This window comes from Paenibacillus sp. MAH-35, from assembly GCF_058135425.1.
In genome coordinates this window covers 15,348-34,145 of the sequence record NZ_JBYUPU010000045.1, presented here as the reverse complement: position 1 = coordinate 34,145, position 18,798 = coordinate 15,348, and the positions used below count along the sequence as shown (strand labels likewise).

Sequence of the window (18,798 nt, the reverse complement as noted above, 5' to 3'; positions counted from 1 at the left end):
AGGGACATCCATGATTCAATCACAGCCGAATAAGTATCTAGAAAATTCGATTCAGACAGCTTCTCCCGCACAGCTTCTCGTTATGCTTTGTGATGGGGCGATACGTTTCTGCAAACTGAGCATAGAGGATATTCGCAAAAACGATATCACCGCCGCCCACAATCATATTTTTAAGGTTCAGGATATCATTAGTGAGTTTGTGATTACCTTGGATCAATCTTTGCCAATCGCGAAAGACTTGTTGCGTCTATACGATTATTTAATTTACCGATTGATTCAAGCCAATACCAAAAAAGAAATCGAGCCGCTCGAAGAGGTTCTCGGTTACCTGCAGGAGTTCAAGGAAACGTGGATTCAAGCCACCAAAATCGTAAACAGCCAAAGAAGCGGAATTCAACATGGATAGTTTGATTGGGAAGCTGGAGATTATCACGGAGCAACTCTTAGGGTCCTTACAATTCGCCAAGCAGGAAGAGTTAGAGGACTTTATTGAGCAACGACAGGCATTGATCAAGCAACTGATGGAATTAACGATTACCCCGGACCAAGCATCATTGCATCGTAACCGGGTGACCGCTTTGCTTGAAAAAGATTCAATAATCACAGCGAGAATATCCGAAATCCAGGTTGAGAACCAGAGCGGTATAACTAGAATGAATTTGGCTAAAAAACAAAAAGCTACCTACGAGGCGGATTACGTAATGGATCCGTTCATGTTTGATAAAAAAAAGTAAAAAAGTACGATGATGAGCGCTGCATGGTTATGCAGTGTTTTTATTTTTTATTGGAGCTGCAGGCTGCGGCAAAATTCGGTCTATCTCGTTAATATAAAACAATTGAAGCAGGGGTGCACCGAAGTCGCTTTTTCAAGTGCATCTGCCCCTTCCATTTGTATTTTCTCCTGTGCGCAACTGAATAACTACCCTGTGGATAATGTGTATAACTCTGTGAATAACTAATGAAAACAAGCTTTCATAATGTGTATTTCTTGTAAATAGCCAAATTTTCGTGCAATTCGGGCAAGCGAGAATTGGGCAAGGCTGGGAGAGAAAGATTGCGCTTTCACGTTGACATTCGGCAGGGCTGGTGGTATAGTCAGGGTGTGGGCAAGGCCCGCAGCTATTTGAAGATGAAGGGAATGTTTTGCATGCAAGGTAAAGTAAAATGGTTTAACGCAGAAAAAGGTTATGGATTCATCGAGCGCGAAGACGGCGGAGACGTATTCGTTCACTTCTCGGCAATCCAATCGGACGGCTTCAAGACTTTGGAAGAAGGCCAAGCCGTAGAATTCGACATCGTGGAAGGCGCACGCGGTCCGCAAGCAGCTAACGTCATCAAATTATAATCAACCGGCTGTTTGCCGCGATTGAATATATACGCTAGCAGCGAAGATGCCCCGGGAAACCGGGGTGTCTTTTTTGCATGAATTTTCCTCTTTTCAAGGGTGTGAACATTATGCAACAAAAATAATCAGAATTGTTTAATTATTTTGAATTATTGCAAAGTTTTTTTGAAGTAGGCTCCTTAATATGATATAGTAGAAGTATGAAAGGAGCTGTTGAACAATGAACTTTACCATTCGCGGTCAAAACCTGCTGCCCACCGACGCACTAAAAGAGTACGCTGCTAAAAAGATCGGAAGGCTGGAAAAGTATTTCGAAGCTGCTCCCACCTCTGACGTGAACGTCACGCTCAGCGTAGCCAAAAACATGCAGACGGTAGAAGTAACGATTCCGCTGCCTGGAGTGCTGCTGAGAGCTGAGGTTAAGAACGAGGATATGTACGCCTCGATCGATTTGGTTACCGAGAAGCTCGAGCGCCAAATCCGCAAGCATAAAACGAAAGTAAACCGCAAATTCCGGGGAGACGGTATTCGTACATTGTTCAGAGAAAGTTATGACGGCTCGACGGCAGTGAAACTGGACGAGGAAGACGAAGATCTGGAGCTGGTTCGCACGAAGCGTTTCAATCTGAAGCCGATGGACGTAGAGGAAGCGATCTTGCAAATGAACATGGTCGGTCATAACTTCTTCGTATTCGCTAATGCTGACTCTAAGGAAGTGAATGTGGTTTACCGGAGAAACGACGGCAAGTACGGTCTCATCGAGCCGAACTGAAGCCTAGCACATAGTAACGAACGGCATCCATAACGTTTATAACTCGCCTGATCCTGAAACGGATCAGGCTTTTCTGCGTATAAAATCTAATAACCAGCACGAAGAAACCGAATCCGGGGGACGCTAACCTAACGTAAGGTCTAACGTCATCACGGTTTTCACCATTGAAAATGAAAGCAGCGGTGAGTGAAGTAGCCGCAGGGAGGTTGGTACATTGGACAACAAGCCGGCCAAACGAAACGGCTGGTGGCTTTTGGGAGCCGCGGGGCTGTTTATTCTGAGCAAAGGCAAGACGCTGCTCGCCTTATTCAAATTCAGCAAGTTCGGCACAGCCATCATCAGCATGCTCGTCACCGTGTGGGCCTATACGATCGTGTTCCCGTTCCAGGTGGCGGCGGGTCTGGTGGGGATGATCCTAATTCACGAGATGGGACACGTAGCCGCAGCGAAGCGCAAGGGTCTTCCGGTGAGTGCACCGTTTTTTATTCCTTTTCTCGGGGCGATGATTATGCTAAAGCGGAATCCGCGGGATGCCGTAACGGAGGCTTATATCGCGTATGGAGGTCCGCTGATCGGCACGTTAGGCGCTACGGCCGCCTACGTCATCGGCTGGCTTGGCATTCAGGCGGGCGGCGGAACTGGATGGTATGTATGGATCGTCATCGCCAAGATCGGGTTTATTTTAAATTTGTTTAATTTGCTTCCGATGCAGCCGATGGACGGCGGGAGAATCGCTTCGGCGCTTAGCAGATGGCTGTGGATCGTAGGCCTTGTCGGCGGAGCGCTGCTTATCTTTTACTTGAATGCCTGGATACTGGCGATATTCTGGGTTTTGTTCGCCTACGATTTATACAAGAAGTATATCAAACGGGTCAAGACGTCGCCTGTCCAATATACGGTGCGCTGGGAAACCCCGCTCGTTCCTTTACTGGAGGCCGGTTATTTTATCCCGGGAGAAGAGCACCGAAGAGAGCTTCCGTTCAGCACCTCCAGTACGATTGAGAACGGCGTGCAGCAGCTTCATGTGAAATGGGAAGGACTTGGTCTGGAGCATACGGCAGACTTGCAAGGACAATCGCAAATCCGTAAGGTGGAAGTCGTTCGGGTCATCAAAAAGACAGACGAAGAGGAAGAGTCGAAGCTTGTCATATTTTTGCAGGTGCAGGGCGATACTCATGAAAATGATACGTACTATGAAGTTCCCCCAACAACCCGTCTGAGATACGGAATCGCCTATTTTGGGCTAATCGCTTTTTTGGTGTCGATGCTGTTGGTCATCCAATCTATGGCAATGCCGATCATTTCGTAACCCGATCAGGGCCCGTCGGTACAAGCCTGTTGTTGCGGCGGCTTGCGCAAACTGTTACAATTTATGCAAACGGTTTGTCGTGAAAAAGGACGTTATCCTGTAACATTCGGAACGATTGTCTCGTCTGAAACACGGAACGATCATCAAGGACCTTTACGGCGCTTTGCCTGATTGCAGCGGCACGAAGGTTTTTTAAAGGTTCATGGATTCAATGCTACAAAAAATTCGTTTGTTCCGTCCGACGGACTACGTATAGCGAAAGGGGTTCTCGCATGCTGGGACTCGTAAAAAAGATATTTGGCGATTCGAACGATCGCGAGATTAAGCGATTGATGCGAACGGTAGAGATGATCAACGAGATGGAGCCTCAGATCAAGGCACTGTCTGACGACGAGCTTCGCAACAAAACGGCGGAATTCAGATCCAAGATCGAAGCCGGAACTGAATTAAACGAGCTTCTTCCGGAAGCTTTCGCGGTCGTACGCGAAGGGTCATGGAGAGCGCTGGGCAAACGTCACTACGATGTGCAGCTGATCGGAGGGATGGCGCTTCATGAAGGCAAAATCGCGGAGATGCGGACGGGTGAAGGGAAAACGCTGGTCGGTACGCTGCCGGTTTATTTGAACGCCTTGCTCGGCAAAGGCGTCCACGTCGTTACGGTCAACGATTATTTGGCCCAGCGGGACAGCAATGAGATGGGGAAAGTGTACGAGTTTCTGGGCATGACCGTTGGCGTCAACCTGAACAGCTTGTCCCATTCGCAGAAACAAGCGGCATACGCCTGCGACATTACGTACGGAACGAACAACGAGTTCGGCTTCGACTATTTGCGCGATAACATGGTGCTCTACAAAGAGCAGATGGTGCAGCGTCCGCTTTATTATGCGGTGATTGACGAGGTCGATTCGATCCTTGTCGACGAAGCGCGGACCCCGCTTATTATATCCGGACAAGCAGCCAAGTCTACGGACTTGTATTATGCGGCCGACCGGTTCGTAAGCCGGCTGGCTCCCGAAGAGGATTATACGGTTGATATCAAGGTAAGATCGGTCAACCTCACCGAAGCGGGCGCGGCAAAAGCGGAGAAGATGTTCGGCATCGAGAACTTGTACGATCATGCGAACGTCACCTTGAATCATCATATCTCCCAAGCGTTGAAAGCTCACGTTATCATGAAACGCGACGTAGACTATGTCGTTCAGGACGATGAGGTTATTATCGTGGACGAGTTTACCGGACGCCTTATGGTGGGCCGCCGTTACAGCGACGGTTTGCATCAGGCGATCGAAGCCAAAGAGCAGATGAAGGTGCAGAACGAGAGCATGACGCTCGCCACCATTACGCTGCAAAACTACTTCCGGATGTACCGCAAGCTGGCCGGGATGACCGGTACGGCGAAGACGGAGGAAGAAGAGCTTAAGAAAATTTACGGTCTCGAAGTTGTCGTCATCCCGACGAACAAACCGATGATCCGTAACGACATGCCGGATACTGTATACAAAAGCGTGAACGGCAAATTCAAAGCGGTTGTCGATCAGATCGTAGAGCGCCACAAAAAAGGCCAGCCGGTACTCGTCGGTACGATATCGATCGAGAACTCGGAGCGGTTGTCCGACATGCTTAAGAAAAAAGGCGTGCAGCATAAAGTACTAAACGCCAAATACCATGCCGAAGAAGCGGAGATCGTATCCCGCGCGGGCCAGCCGAACTCGGTCACTATCGCCACCAACATGGCGGGACGGGGTACGGATATTGTGCTCGGCGATGGAGTTGCCGATATCGGCGGTTTGCATATTATAGGTACGGAGCGTCACGAGAGCCGGCGGATCGATAACCAGCTTCGCGGACGAGCGGGCCGTCAAGGCGACCCGGGTTCTTCGCAGTTTTTCCTGTCGATGGAAGACGAGCTGATGCGCCGTTTCGGTGCCGAGAACATCATGGGCATGATGGACCGGATCGGATTCGAGGAAGATCAGCCGATCGAGAGCAAGCTGATTACCCGCGCGATCGAGTCCGCCCAGAAACGGGTGGAAGGCAATAACTTCGATACCCGGAAGGTCGTTCTTCAGTACGACGACGTCATGAATCAGCAGCGTGAGATTATTTACAAGCAGCGCCGCGAGGTGCTGGAGCACGATAATATCAAGGAAATCGCGCTCGGCATGATTATGCCGGTCATCGAGCGGATCGTCAAAGCCCATACCCCGGATGATCAGGTGCCGGAAGAGTGGGATTTGGCGGCAATCGCCGAATATGCGAATTCCACGTTCCTTCAGGAAGACCAACTGAGCGCCGACGCATTATGGGGCAAGGAACGCGAGGAAATGATCGAATATATCGAGAAGCTGGTTAAAGAGATGTACGACCAGCGCGAACAGGAGATCGGTCCGGACAACATGCGCGAGTTCGAGAAAGTCGTTCTGCTGCGTGCGGTGGACAGCAAGTGGATGGATCATATCGACGCGATGGAGCAGCTTCGTCAAGGGATTCATCTTCGCGCTTACGGCGGAACCGATCCGCTTCGCGAATATCAGTTCGAAGGATTCGAGATGTTCCAGGAAATGATCGAAAACATTCGCGAAGAAGTGGCCAAGTATATCATGAAGGCCCACGTCGAATCGAACCTGGAGCGTCAGGCCGTAGCCGAAGGGCAAGCCGTCGATCCGAAGGCCGAAGCGGAAGGCAAGCGCCCGGCTCGCGCCGAGGACAAAACCGGACGCAACGATCCTTGTCCGTGCGGAAGCGGCAAAAAATATAAACAGTGCCACGGCAAATAAGCGAGCTTGCTATTGGCTAAGGCAAGGCGGCCCCCTTCGCAGGGGGCTTCCTTTTGCCGATGGACCAGCGGGCGTGGCCTAACTTTGAGACAGAGGTGAACGGAATCATGTTGGAAGCAGATGTAAAGCAGGATTTACGGGAAGTGGCTAAGCGAATTCAAGACCTTAGGGGGTCTCTTTGACTTAGATCTGAAGCTGGAGCAGATCGGCAACTTTGAAGAGAAGATGGCCGCTCCCGATTTCTGGGACGATAACGAGAAAGCGCAAAAAGTAATCGGCGAGATGAATGCGGTCAAGTCAGTAGTCGACGAGTTCCAAGGACTCGCTTCGGCTTACGAGGATATCGAAGTGATGCTGGAGCTGGCCGAGGAAGAGGGCGACGACAGCATGGCGGCGGACTTGACCTCAAGCATTCGCGAACTGCATGCGAAGCTGCAAGGCTTCGAGCTGCAGCTGCTGTTGAATCAGCCGTACGATAAGTACGATTGCATTCTGGAGCTGCATCCGGGCGCCGGCGGTACCGAGTCCCAAGACTGGGCGGACCTGCTGCTCCGTATGTACCGCAGATATTCGGAGAAAAAAGGCTTTAAGGTGGAGCTGCTCGACTACCTGCCGGGTGATGAAGCGGGCGTTAAGAGCGTTACGCTCTCCATCAAGGGGCACAACGCCTACGGTTACTTGAAAGCGGAGAAGGGCGTGCACCGGCTGGTACGGATCTCCCCGTTTGATGCATCCGGACGCCGTCATACATCGTTTGTATCGTGCGACGTCGTTCCGGAGATCGAGGAAGACGTAGAGGTCGAGATCCGTACTGAAGATTTGCGGGTCGATACGTACCGGGCGAGCGGAGCGGGTGGACAGCACGTCAACCGGACCGAGTCGGCCGTGCGGATTACACATATTCCAAGTGGAATCGTCGTAGCCTGTCAGTTGGAGCGGTCGCAGATTCAGAATCGGGAACGCGCCATGAAGATGCTTCGTTCGAAGCTGTACGAGAAAAAGCTGGAGGAGCAAGCCAAGCATCTGGCCGAGATTCGCGGCGAGCAATCCGATATCGCATGGGGCAGTCAGATCCGCTCTTATGTGTTCCATCCGTACAGCATGGTCAAGGATCACCGTACCCAAGCGGAGACCGGGAACGTTCAAGCGGTCATGGACGGAGAAATCGAGCCGTTTATCGATGCGTACTTGCGTCACCAAATAAAACCGGCTGACGGTTGATGAATATACAGGGAAACCTTTATCCTACACTATAGTGTAGGATTTATTTTTACACCGCACGGCTGAATAAAGGGAAGGAGAATGCCAATGCGCCGTAAACAGCCCGCAATCCGGATCGGAAGTCCGCTGCATCATACGATCGAATATATGTTGTTGCTGACCGGCTGTCTGATCATTGCCCTTAGCTTTAATATGTTCTTGAACCCGAACCGGATCGCATCCGGAGGAGTGGCCGGCATCTCCACCATCATTCAGCATTTGTTCGGCATCGAGCCGGCTATTATGCAGTGGGTGCTTAACATTCCCTTGTTTATGCTCGGCCTGCTTTTTTTGGGCGGACAGTTCGGTTTGAAGACAGCGGTGGCATCGATCGTGCTCCCGCTTTTTGTCCTTTTGTCGCGTGATATCGGTCCTTTAACGACAGACCCGCTGCTGGCCACGATCTACGGGGGAATCGGGATTGGAGCGGGACTCGGCATCGTGTTCCGCGGCAGAGGTTCTACAGGAGGGCTCGATTCGGCGGCTCAGTTAATCCATAAATGGACGGGGATCGGTTACGGCATCGCTGTAGCCATGCTGGACGGGGCGGTCATTGTAACGGCGGGGATCGTCTTCTCGCCGGAGAAAGCGCTGCTGGCGCTGATCGGCCTGTTCGTCACAACAAAAACGATCGATGTCGTCCAGATCGGCTTCCGGTATTCGAAGGTCGCTTTTATCATGACCAAGGAAACGGAAGCGATTCGCGAGGCGGTCCTGTTCGAGCTGGACCGGGGACTGACCGTATTGGCCGGCCGGGGCGGGTACACGGGGGAAGACCGGCCTACCCTGATGGTGGTCGTCAGCCAGACCGAGGTGACCCGGCTGAAGACGCTCGTCAAGGCGGTAGACCCTGCGGCCTTCGTTATTTTAGCCGATGCCAGCGAAGTGCTGGGGGAAGGATTCAAGCTTCATGGCTAAGCACGGAAAAGCCAGTTGCAGTTCCGTTCAATATTCCGTATGATCGAAAAAGAGACGAATCGCTCGTGAACCATCTGCTGCGTAGCGGGTTTTCTGATTGGGGCATGATCCGTCGCGCTTCATAGAACATTTCGATTTGCTGCACTTCAATTGGAGAGATGTTCAGCACAGTAATTTCGGCTGATTTTGCCGATAAGGGAAGACGGAGATCCGGATAAAAAAGCGATTGAATTATTATTCTTTAGAATGTATAATGATGCATATGTTTCGGGACGGAATCGTAGGATTGCGAGAAACAACGATACAAAAACGGCAGACGACACCGGTCCTGTTCTTGGGAGAAAAGGAACGGAACTTTGCTGTTATGGGGAGGCATAGTCATGAACGGTAAGCTCAGAACGGCTATCGTAGGCTCGACCGGCTACGGCGGCGTCGAATTGATCCGGCTTTTATTGCAGCATCCGAAGGCGGAGATTACATCGGTCATTTCTTCTTCGAACGCAGGAGCTTTGTATGCGGAAGGGTATCCGCACTTATCGGAGATCGTTACAGATCGGCTCGAGGCGATTGATGTTGCGGCCATGAAGAGCAAGGCCGATGTTGTTTTTCTGGCGACTCCGCACGGGGTTAGCACGGAGCTGTCTCCGAAGCTGATCGATGCGGGGCTGAAAGTCATCGACGTGTCCGGAGACCTCAGGCTGAAGCAAGGAGATGTATACGAGACTTGGTATAAACATAGACCTGCAGATCCGGCTTATCTGGATCGAGCGGTGTACGGATTGTGCGAAGTATTCGGCGAAGACGTGCGCGGAGCCGATCTGATCGCGAACCCGGGATGCTTCCCTACGGCGACGGCGCTCGGTCTCGTGCCGCTTCTGGCGGAAGGATGGATCGATCCGTCTACGATTATATCGGACGCGAAGACGGGCGTATCGGGGGCGGGACGCGGACTCGGCCTGGCCTATCACTACTCGGAGATCAACGAGAGCACGCTGGCTTACAAAGTGAACCGGCATCAGCATACGCCGGAGATCGAACAGACGCTCAGCCGCGTAGCCGGCCAGGAAGTAACGATGACGTTCACGACACATCTGCTGCCGATGACCCGCGGCATTCTGGTCACGAGCTATGCGAAGCTTACGCAGGCCCGGACGGACGAAGAGGTCGTGAATTTGTTTCGCAGCTACTACGAAGGACGGAAATTCGTGCGGATTCGCCCGGTGGGCAAATATCCGGCGACTAAGGAAGTATCCGGCTCCAACTATTGCGATATCGGCGTATCGGTCGATGCGAGGACAGGCCGGGTAACGGTCATCTCGGTCATCGATAACCTGATGAAGGGCGCAGCCGGGCAAGCGGTACAGAACCTGAACCTGATGATGGGCTGGGACGAATCGACGGGGCTCGATTTTACTCCGGTTTATCCATAACGGTTTTCTATAGATGCACCAGGACGAAATGGCTCATGGCTTCCGGACGCTGCTGTCGCTTAATGGTACGACTTCGGCGGTCTCGGGGGCTGTTCCAATTATAAGCATTTGCAGTTTGCAGAAAGATGGTGATGGTTGCGATGGCGCAGCATGGCGAATTTGTAGTGGTGGAGAATGGCTCGGTCACGACGCCGAAAGGGTTTCGGGCTGGAGGCTTGCATTGCGGTCTGAAGAAGACCCAGCGCAACGATTTGGGTGTCATCGTATGCGACGTTCCGGCTTCGGCGGCGGGCGTATATACGCTTAACGCGTTTCAGGCGGCTCCGCTGCAAGTGACGAAGGACAGCTTGGCGGTGGAAGGGAAGCTTCAAGTCATGCTGGTCAACTCCGGCAACGCAAATGCGTGTACGGGGAAACAAGGCGATGAGGACGCGCGGACGATGCGTTCGGAAGCGGCCAAAGCGTTCGGCGTGCCGGATCATTACGTGGGCGTTACGTCCACTGGCGTGATCGGCGAGCTGCTGAAGATGGATAAGGTAACATCCGGCATTGCCGGGCTGCCTGAGCGCGTATCCGCTTCGGACGAAGGCGGAGACCAGTTTTGCCAGGCGATTTTGACGACGGATCTGACCAAGAAGTCGGTTTGCGTCAAACTGACGGTGGACGGCCACACGGTACATATCGCCGGGGCGGCCAAAGGGTCGGGCATGATCCATCCGAATATGGCGACGATGCTGGGCTTCATCACGACCGATGCGGCAGTTCCTGCGGCTTCGCTGCAAAAGCTGCTTAACGGAGTAACCGATACGACGTTTAATATGATTACGGTGGACGGAGATACGAGTACAAACGACATGGTGGTCGTGATGGCGAGCGGACTGGCCGGCAACGGTGAGTTGACCGAGAGCCATCCGGACTGGGAAGCGTTCGCCGCAGGCTTCCGTTATGTCGGCGAGGTGCTGGCTAAAGCGATCGCCCGCGACGGCGAGGGCGCCACGAAGCTGATCGAGGTGAACGTGGTTGGGGCGGAATCGGTGGAAGCGGCTCGCGCTTTTGCCAAGACGGTCATCGGATCGAGTCTCGTGAAGTCCGCTTGCTTCGGCGCCGACGCCAACTGGGGACGGATCATTGCTGCGATCGGTCGCGCCGGTTATCCGGTGAATACGGAGACGGTGGATATCCGTCTGGGCGATATCGTCACACTGGAGCAGTCGCGTCCGGTGAAGTTCGACGAGGAGAAGGCCGCCGAATATTTGAAGGGCGAGTTCGTGCTTATTCACGTTGATTTGCATATGGGGGGCAGCGGCGCTACCGCATGGGGCTGCGATCTGACCTATGATTATGTTCGTATTAATGCGGCATACCGGACGTAAGTTCGCTATTATACCATCCATTTTCCAATAGAGAAGCGGTACAGAAGTAAAGGAGAACCGATTCATGAGCAACAACTGTTTTGTGATGAAATGCGGGGGGAGCACGCTGGCCGCGCTGCCCGACGCTTTTTTTCTGGATCTGAAGAAGCTGCAGGATGAAGGAACGATCCCGGTCATCGTACACGGCGGCGGTCCCGCGATATCGGATACGCTGGGCAAGCTGGGCATCGAAACGGAGTTTGTGAACGGACTGAGGAAAACGAACGAGGCGGTGCTCGACGTCGTCGAGATGGTGCTGTCCGGACAAATCAACAAAGAAATCGTCCGCAAAATCCAGAAGTCGGGCGCTAAGGCGCTGGGCTTGTCCGGTGTGGACGGCCACTTGATTCAGGCGAGGCTCGTAGCGAATGCGCACGAAGTCGGGCTCGTAGGCGACGTTACGCACGTCAATGCGGAGATCATCCAAGGGATCGTCCGGATGGGTTATATGCCGGTTGTAGCACCGGTCGGGATCGGAGAAGGCGCACAGCGGTATAACATCAATGCCGATACAGCGGCAGGCGCGGTCGCTTCCCATATTGGCGTTGAGCGGATGATCGTTGTAACGGACGTGCCGGGCATTTTGAAGACGGTTGACGGCGAGAAGCGGGTTCTTCCAGTCGTGTCCGTGGCCGATATTGAACAGATGATAACCAGCGGCGAGATATACGGTGGGATGATCCCGAAAGTACGTGCAGCGATCCAGTGCATCCAGGGCGATGTCAGAGAAGTCGTAATCGTAAACGGCAGCGAGCCGGAAGTGCTCAGCAAAGTGCTGCGCGGAGACAAGATCGGCACTCGTATCCAGCGATAGCATGCGAGTTGTGAGAACGGACGAACTGAAAGAAACGGAGTGAGCACATATGAGCGAACAACAAAGCGCACTGTTCCCCACCTATGCCAGATTCCCAATTACGCTCGTAAAAGGGGAAGGCAGCCGGCTGTGGGACGATCAAGGCAAAGAATATCTCGATTTCGCAAGCGGACTGGCAGTGACGAACCTCGGGCATGCGCCGCAAAAGGTAAAAGAGAAGCTGGTCGAGCAGCTCGGCGAGCTGTGGCACGTCAGCAATCTGTTTCATATCCCGAATCAGGAGAAGCTGGGTCAGCTGCTGGTCGACAACAGCTGCCTGGACGCCGCCTTTTTCTGCAACAGCGGTGCGGAGGCGAACGAAGCGGCAATCAAGCTGGCTCGCAAGTATAACGCCAAGGTGCTCGGCAAGCAGCGCTACGAAATTATTACATTCCATACTTCGTTCCACGGCCGTACACTGGCTACCCTGACCGCTACCGGACAGGATAAAGTGAAGGAAGGGTTCCACCCGCTTCCGGAAGGCTTCGTATACGCTCCATACAACGACGCGGAGGCGCTGAAAGGTTTCGTAACCGACAAGACGTGCGCGATCATGCTGGAGCTCGTACAGGGCGAGGGCGGGGTCAATCCGGCCGAACCGAAGTTCGTACAAGAAGTTGTGCGTCTATGCAAGGAGCACGATCTGTTGCTTATTATCGACGAGATTCAAACCGGGATGGGTCGTACCGGTAAATTGTTCGCCTATGAGCATTACGGCATCGAGCCGGATATTATTACACTGGCCAAAGCGCTTGCGAGCGGATTCCCGATCGGCGCCATGCTGGGCAAAGCGAAGCTGCGCGAGGCGTTCGGTCCGGGCAGTCACGGCTCGACGTTCGGCGGTACGCCGATCGCGACGGCGGCGGGGATCGCGACAGTGGAGACGATGCTCGAAGAGAACCTGGCCGGGCGCGCTGCGGAGATGGGAGACTACATCCTGTCCGAGCTGAACGCGAAGCTGGCCGGCAACCCGCTGGTGAAGCAGATTCGTGGCAAAGGGCTGCTCATCGGAATCGAGTGCACCTTGCCGGCGTCGGAATTTGTGCCGGTGATTCACGAGGCCGGGCTGCTCGTCACAGCGGCGGGTCCTAACGTCATCCGTCTGCTGCCGAATCTGCTCGTCACACGCGAAGAGGTTAACGAAGGGATCGGCATCATTGCCGACGTTCTCGCCCGAAAGGCGGCCGCTTCGGTTAAATAATGCAACGAAACGATCAGGCGGGCGCCGGATGGAGCTTCCCAAGACGCCCTGACATAAAGGAGGAGCAAGATGTCTGAAATCGCGATTCAAGATATGGCCGCAAGCTTAAAGGGCCGGGATTTTCTCGGGCTCGTTGATTATACACCGGAAGAAATTCGTTATTTGCTCGACCTGGCAATTGATTTGAAGAAAAAGCAGAAATCCGGTCAGCCGTTCCAGCCGCTCAAAGGCAAGACGCTCGGCATGATTTTCGAGAAATCGTCCACACGGACGCGCGTATCGTTTGAAGTGGGGATGTATCAATTGGGCGGTCACGCTCTGTTCCTGAGCAAAAACGATCTCCAGCTGGGCCGCGGCGAAACGATATGGGATACGGCGCAAACGATGTCCCGCTATCTCGACGGCATTATGATCCGGACTTACGCTCACCGTACCGTCATCGACTTGGCGCGGGGCGCTACCGTACCGGTTATCAACGGGCTGACCGACCGCTCCCACCCTTGCCAGGCGCTGGCCGACTACCAGACGGTTCTGGAGAAGAAGGGCAAGCTGCAAGGACTCAAAATCGCATATATCGGCGACGGCAACAATATGGTACACTCCTTAATGATGGGCGCTGCCAAGCTGGGCATGCATATGGCGGTAGCTTCGCCGGAAGGTTACGATCCCGATCCGGAAGTTGTCAAGAACTCCCGTGAAAATGCGGCGTTAACCGGCGGTTCGCTCCTGCTGACCCGCGACACGAGAGAAGCGATCGAGAATGCGGATGTCGTCTATACCGACGTATGGGCGAGCATGGGCTTCGAAGCCGAGCAGGCGGCCCGAGAGATTGCGTTTAAGAACTATCAGGTCAATGAAGAGATGACCAGCTACGCGAAGAAAGACTACCTGTTCATGCACTGCTTGCCGGCTCACCGCGGCGAGGAAGTAAGCGAAGGCGTTATCGACGGGCCGAACTCGATCATTTTCGATCAGGCGGAGAATCGTCTGCATGCGCAAAAAGCGGTTATGGCCGCATTAATGTCCTAATGTTCACGTTGTAATTTTAGCCCGGCTGCGCAGACTGTAACGGGTCTGTACCGCCGGGCTCCCATAATCCGATGGATTCGTGTAGAGAGGGAGATCAGATCACATGGCGAAACAAAAAATCGTACTGGCATACTCCGGCGGGCTGGATACATCCGTCATTTTGACATGGCTGAAAGAAACGTACGACGCGGAGATCATCGCATTCACCGCAGACATCGGACAAAAGGACGAGCTGGACGGACTCGAAGAAAAAGCGCTGCGCACCGGCGCCACGAAAGCGTACATCGACGATCTGCGCGACGAATTCGCGAGCGATTTTATTTATCCGATGTTCCAGGCCGGGGCGCTCTATGAAGGACAATATTTGCTCGGGACAAGCATCGCGCGTCCGCTGATCGCCAAGCGTATGGTCGAGATTGCACGCGCGGAAGGCGCGACGGCCATCGCCCACGGCGCTACCGGCAAAGGCAACGACCAGGTCCGCTTCGAGCTGACCGCAGCCGCACTCGCTCCGGAGCTGGAAGTGATCGCGCCTTGGCGGATCGAAGAATTCCGTGAGCAGTTCCCGGGCCGCGCCGAGATGATCGCGTATGCGGAGAAGCATGGCATTCCGGTTACCGCTTCGGCAGCCAAGCCGTATTCGACGGACCGCAACCTGCTGCATATCAGCTTTGAGAGCGGCATGCTCGAAGACCCTTGGTTCGACGCTGCAGCGGACTCCAACCGCGATATGTACGTACTGAGCCGTTCGCCGGAAGAAGCTCCGGATGAAGCGGAATACGTGGAGCTGGAGTTTGAGCAGGGCGATTGCGTAGCCATTAACGGCCAACGGATGAACGCGCTCGAAGTGATGGAGACGCTCAACGAGCTCGGCGGCAAACACGGTATCGGCCGCGTCGATATGGTCGAGAACCGTTTCGTCGGCATGAAGAGCCGCGGCGTGTACGAGACTCCGGGCGGAACGATCCTGTTCGTGGCTCACCGGAAGATGGAGTCGCTGACGATGGACCGCGATGTTATGCATTTGCGCGATTCGCTGATTCCGAAATATGCGACGCTCGTATACAACGGCTTCTGGTTCGCGCCGGAGCGTCTTGCGATTCAGGCGCTCGTGGCGGAAAGCCAGAAAAACGTAACCGGTACGGTTCGTCTGAAGCTGTACAAGGGCAATGTGATGGGCGCAGGCGTCAAAAGCCCGGTCAGCCTGTACAACCCGGACATCGCTACGATGGAAGCGGACCCGTCCAAAGCGTACAACCAGGGAGACGCTACCGGCTTTATCCGCCTGAACGCGCTTCGTCTGCGCGTAGCTTCCGGCGTAGAGCAAAACGCGAAGAACAAATAACTTTTGCGAAATTGGAAACAAAAGGGCAAGGAGGCGTTCCGGCAAGCTCCGCTGCAAGCAGGCGGAGAAGAGCCGGAGCGACCCTTGCCTTTCGAGCGCATAGACGAGGGTGAACCTTGAGGAGGGAATATACAGCGTGTCGAAGCTTTGGGGTGGACGGTTTACGAAAAAGACGGACCAGCTGGTCGAGGAATATACGGCGTCGATTATGTTCGACAAGGAGCTGGCCGAGGAAGACGTTCAAGGCAGCCTGGCGCACGTGACGATGCTGGGGAAATGCGGGATTTTGCCTGCGGACGATGTGGAGAAAATTCAGGACGGTCTGCTGAAGGTGCTTCAAATGATCCGTCGCGGAGAAGTCGAGTTTTCGGTATCCGACGAAGATATTCATATGAATATCGAGAAAACGCTGATCGAGGAAATCGGCCCTGTCGGCGGCAAGCTTCATACGGGACGCAGCCGCAACGACCAGGTGGCGACGGATATGCACTTGTACTTGCGCAAGCGCGTCGTCGAATTTGTCGGCATGCTCGTGAAGCTGCAGGAAGCGCTGATCGGACAAGCGAAAGCGAATCTCGATACGATCGTGCCGGGGTATACGCATCTGCAGCGGGCTCAGCCGATCTTGTTCGCTCACCATATGATGGCGTACGTGTCGATGTTCGACCGCGATATCGAGCGTCTGCGCGACAGCTACAAGCGCATTAATGCTCTGCCGCTGGGAGCCGGCGCGCTGGCCGGGACGACGTTCCCGATCGACCGTCACTTCGTGGCCGAGCAGCTTGGCTTCGAACGCGTCTACGAGAACAGTCTCGATGCGGTCAGCGACCGCGATTTTATCGTCGAGTTTCTGGCGAATGCGTCGCTTGTCATGGCGCATCTGTCGCGGCTGTGCGAAGAGCTCGTCCTCTGGTCGAGCACCGAATTCCAGTTCGTCGAGCTGGATGACGCGTTCTGCACCGGCAGCAGCATTATGCCGCAGAAGAAAAATCCGGACGTCGCCGAGCTGGTGCGCGGCAAAACCGGCCGTGTCTACGGCAACCTGGTCGGCATGCTGACCGTCCTGAAGGCTCTTCCGCTTGCTTACAATAAAGATATGCAGGAAGACAAGGAAGGCATGTTCGATACGGTACGGACGCTCCAAGGAGCGCTGCAGCTGTTTGCGCCGATGATCGCGACGATGAAAGTGAACCGCGACCGGATGCGTCAAGCGGTGAACCAGGATTTCTCCAACGCCACCGATATCGCCGACTACCTGGTCGGCAAAGGCTTGCCGTTCCGTCAAGCTCACGAAGTGATCGGCAAGACGGTGCTGTACTGTATTCAAAATAAGAAGTATTTGCTCGACTTGTCGCTGCAGGAATTTCTGCAATTTTCGGAGCTGTTCGACGACAAAATCTACCAGGTGCTCCAGCCGGAGCAAGTGGTCAACGCCCGCAACGTCTACGGGGGGACGGCTACCGTTCAAGTATCCGCCGCGATCGGCCGCGCCGAGCAGGCGCTTGCCGCGAGCGAAGCCTGGTTCGAGGAATATATGGAGAAGAGCAGCAAGTAAGAGCGGAGGGGAAGTCCTCACGCTAATCGTCCATGCTGCTATCGCATGGCTCACATGCTCAAGCACGCGAAAACCCTCCCGCCACCGGCGGGAGGGTTTCTTTATGACGTCAGGGACAACCTGCTCACAGCGTGTCTCCGTTTCTCACTTCGCTTCGACTTTGATCGAGCCAAACTCCGATCTTGCCTTCAGCAAGGGACCGCCCGAACCGACGCTGCCGTCCAGCGTATTGTTCGTTTTGGTACGGGTCTGCAGATCCGGCAGGTCGGCGCTTATGCCGCCCAGCTCGTTTTTCAGATCGAGGCGAATCGGCGCGGAGCGCGGTACTTTTACATTCAGGCTGCCTGCTTCTGTGGACAGCTCCATCGACTCCGCCAGGTTGTCAAACGACAAATCGACGCTGCCGAATTCCGTCTCCACCTGAACCGAATCCGAAGGCTCCAGCCGCTTTGCTTCGATACGTCCCACTTCGGAGGATAATTCCAGCTTGGAGCCTTGGAAGGCGTCCAGCGAAATGTTGCCTACACTCGTTTCCAGCCGGAGCCGTTCGGCGCGAACCACACTCCCTGCGTCGATATGACCGACATCGGTGTCCAATTCTACGAGCTTGAAGTTTTTGTCGGGAAGGGCCACTTCCACCTGCAGCTTGGTCAGAGAGCCGTCCATCAGGTTCAGGAGCTCGAACAAGTTGAATTGGATCCATTTATTGCGTTTTTGCAGCTCGACTTCCGCCGTTAAAGTTCCGTTTGCCGCATTCAGCTGAATATCGGCGTTATTGCCCGGCCGGTCCGACATCGGGCCGGTCAGCCTCAAGTGAATATCCGAGTCGCTGCTCCGGACGAACTTGATATTCGGATAGTCCGAATGAATCGCGATCCGCTCTACATCCTGCGCGGACACTTTTTTCTCCACGTCGATTTGCTCCGTTTTGCCGCGAAATCCGTCCGCCGCCGAGTACACGATGATCGAGCCGGCCAGACCGCCGCCGAGACAGATCAGCCCGAGAGCAAACAATGATTTACGAATCCAGCCCATCTTAATACCCCCTCGCGGCTTTGACATTCAGGCCGATATACTTTTTGATCAGCAGCATAAATTTCGGTCCAACGTAAGAGACGCCCACCGTCAGGATCAGTCCGAGCCCAAACAGCGCCGTGCAGGAGAAGATGACGAACAGCATCTCCAGCAAACTGTCCGGAATCCCGTTGGCGAAATAATACACAAACGGGGAGGACAGCAGAATAATTCCAGCCAGGCCTAAGCTGAACAGTACCGCGCAGACGGCGATGAAGGGACCTAACACGAAGATGAGATTAAACAGGATGAGGGCGAAGCCTCCCAGAATAAGCCGCAGCGAAGAATCGCTTTTTTTGGAGCCGGGAGCAGCCGGGGCCGCTGCTCCGCTGCCCTGATATAAAATCCGGTGCACGACTTGCTCCTCCGTCTCCCCGCTCGCCAAAGCGTGGTGAAACAGGTCCTCGTATCGCTGTATGATTTGCGTCCGGTCCGGTTCCGGCACGCCGCGCAGCTTTTGATCGAGCATATCGAAAAATTCCGCTTTCGTCATCGCTTGCATCACCCTACCGATTCGT

The 18,798-nt window shown here is 54.2% G+C and carries 17 protein-coding genes; 15 read left to right on the top strand and 2 right to left on the bottom strand.

From position 1 onward, the window contains the following. Positions 1-10 precede the first annotated feature (10 nt). From fliS to argH, 15 genes are all read left to right on the top strand, one after another. Positions 11-406: a flagellar export chaperone FliS gene (gene fliS / locus AC3Y2E_RS29485; protein WP_379216855.1), complete on the top strand. Its 396-nt coding sequence runs from the start codon at positions 11-13 to the stop codon at positions 404-406. After that, on the top strand, positions 399-734 hold the full coding sequence (locus AC3Y2E_RS29480) for a hypothetical protein (RefSeq protein ID WP_379216853.1): 336 nt from the start codon (positions 399-401) through the stop codon (positions 732-734). The genes fliS and AC3Y2E_RS29480 overlap by 8 nt, the downstream gene beginning before the upstream one ends. Positions 735-1,147: 413 nt before the next feature. After that, positions 1,148-1,345, top strand: coding sequence for a cold shock domain-containing protein (locus AC3Y2E_RS29475; RefSeq protein ID WP_131016797.1), 198 nt, complete (start codon positions 1,148-1,150; stop codon positions 1,343-1,345). Between the two features lie 220 nt (positions 1,346-1,565). Further along, the gene (gene hpf, locus AC3Y2E_RS29470) at positions 1,566-2,117 is read left to right on the top strand and encodes a ribosome hibernation-promoting factor, HPF/YfiA family (protein ID WP_332074068.1); all 552 of its coding nucleotides are present in this window, start codon (positions 1,566-1,568) and stop codon (positions 2,115-2,117) included. 214 nt (positions 2,118-2,331) lie between these two features. Continuing rightward, entirely contained in the window at positions 2,332-3,426 is a 1,095-nt protein-coding gene (locus AC3Y2E_RS29465; protein WP_379216850.1) for a site-2 protease family protein, read from the top strand. Positions 3,427-3,698: 272 nt separating this feature from the next. Continuing rightward, on the top strand, positions 3,699-6,203 hold the full coding sequence (gene secA, locus AC3Y2E_RS29460; RefSeq protein WP_379216848.1) for a preprotein translocase subunit SecA: 2,505 nt from the start codon (positions 3,699-3,701) through the stop codon (positions 6,201-6,203). A 107-nt stretch (positions 6,204-6,310) separates the two neighbouring features. Then, positions 6,311-7,424 (top strand): peptide chain release factor 2 gene (prfB, locus tag AC3Y2E_RS29455; protein WP_379216846.1). Its coding sequence is split into 2 segments (ribosomal slippage): positions 6,311-6,382 and positions 6,384-7,424, totalling 1,113 coding nucleotides; the frame shifts between segments, so codons are not numbered across the junction. Positions 7,425-7,511: 87 nt separating this feature from the next. After that, entirely contained in the window at positions 7,512-8,381 is an 870-nt protein-coding gene (locus AC3Y2E_RS29450; protein WP_379216844.1) for a YitT family protein, read from the top strand. A gap of 380 nt (positions 8,382-8,761) precedes the next feature. After that, positions 8,762-9,811, top strand: coding sequence for an N-acetyl-gamma-glutamyl-phosphate reductase (argC, locus tag AC3Y2E_RS29445; protein WP_379216842.1), 1,050 nt, complete (start codon positions 8,762-8,764; stop codon positions 9,809-9,811). 131 nt (positions 9,812-9,942) lie between these two features. Beyond that, positions 9,943-11,184, top strand: a complete 1,242-nt coding sequence (gene argJ, locus AC3Y2E_RS29440; protein WP_379216893.1) for a bifunctional glutamate N-acetyltransferase/amino-acid acetyltransferase ArgJ — start codon at positions 9,943-9,945, stop codon at positions 11,182-11,184. 64 nt (positions 11,185-11,248) lie between these two features. Further along, positions 11,249-12,037, top strand: coding sequence for an acetylglutamate kinase (gene argB, locus AC3Y2E_RS29435; protein ID WP_379216840.1), 789 nt, complete (start codon positions 11,249-11,251; stop codon positions 12,035-12,037). 49 nt (positions 12,038-12,086) lie between these two features. Then, positions 12,087-13,277 carry an acetylornithine transaminase gene (argD, locus tag AC3Y2E_RS29430; RefSeq protein ID WP_379216837.1) on the top strand — a complete coding sequence of 397 codons (1,191 nt, stop codon included), beginning with the start codon at positions 12,087-12,089 and terminating at the stop codon, positions 13,275-13,277. Between the two features lie 69 nt (positions 13,278-13,346). Beyond that, complete coding sequence (gene argF / locus AC3Y2E_RS29425; RefSeq protein WP_379216835.1) at positions 13,347-14,306, top strand: ornithine carbamoyltransferase; 960 nt, start codon at positions 13,347-13,349, stop codon at positions 14,304-14,306. Positions 14,307-14,409: 103 nt separating this feature from the next. Next, a complete protein-coding gene (locus AC3Y2E_RS29420) occupies positions 14,410-15,651 on the top strand; it encodes an argininosuccinate synthase (RefSeq protein WP_190929282.1) in 1,242 nt (413 codons plus the stop codon). Between the two features lie 136 nt (positions 15,652-15,787). Then, positions 15,788-17,206 (top strand): argininosuccinate lyase, encoded by a 1,419-nt coding sequence (gene argH / locus AC3Y2E_RS29415; protein WP_379216832.1) that lies wholly within the window; start codon positions 15,788-15,790, stop codon positions 17,204-17,206. A gap of 144 nt (positions 17,207-17,350) precedes the next feature. On the opposite strand, the gene AC3Y2E_RS29410 is transcribed toward argH, so the two are convergent. Together AC3Y2E_RS29410 and AC3Y2E_RS29405 are read right to left on the bottom strand one after the other, a co-directional pair. Beyond that, complete coding sequence (locus AC3Y2E_RS29410; protein WP_379216830.1) at positions 17,351-18,241, bottom strand: DUF4097 family beta strand repeat-containing protein; 891 nt, start codon at positions 18,239-18,241, stop codon at positions 17,351-17,353. A 1-nt stretch (position 18,242) separates the two neighbouring features. Next, positions 18,243-18,773 carry a DUF1700 domain-containing protein gene (locus AC3Y2E_RS29405; protein ID WP_379216828.1) on the bottom strand — a complete coding sequence of 177 codons (531 nt, stop codon included), beginning with the start codon at positions 18,771-18,773 and terminating at the stop codon, positions 18,243-18,245. Positions 18,774-18,798 lie beyond the last annotated feature (25 nt).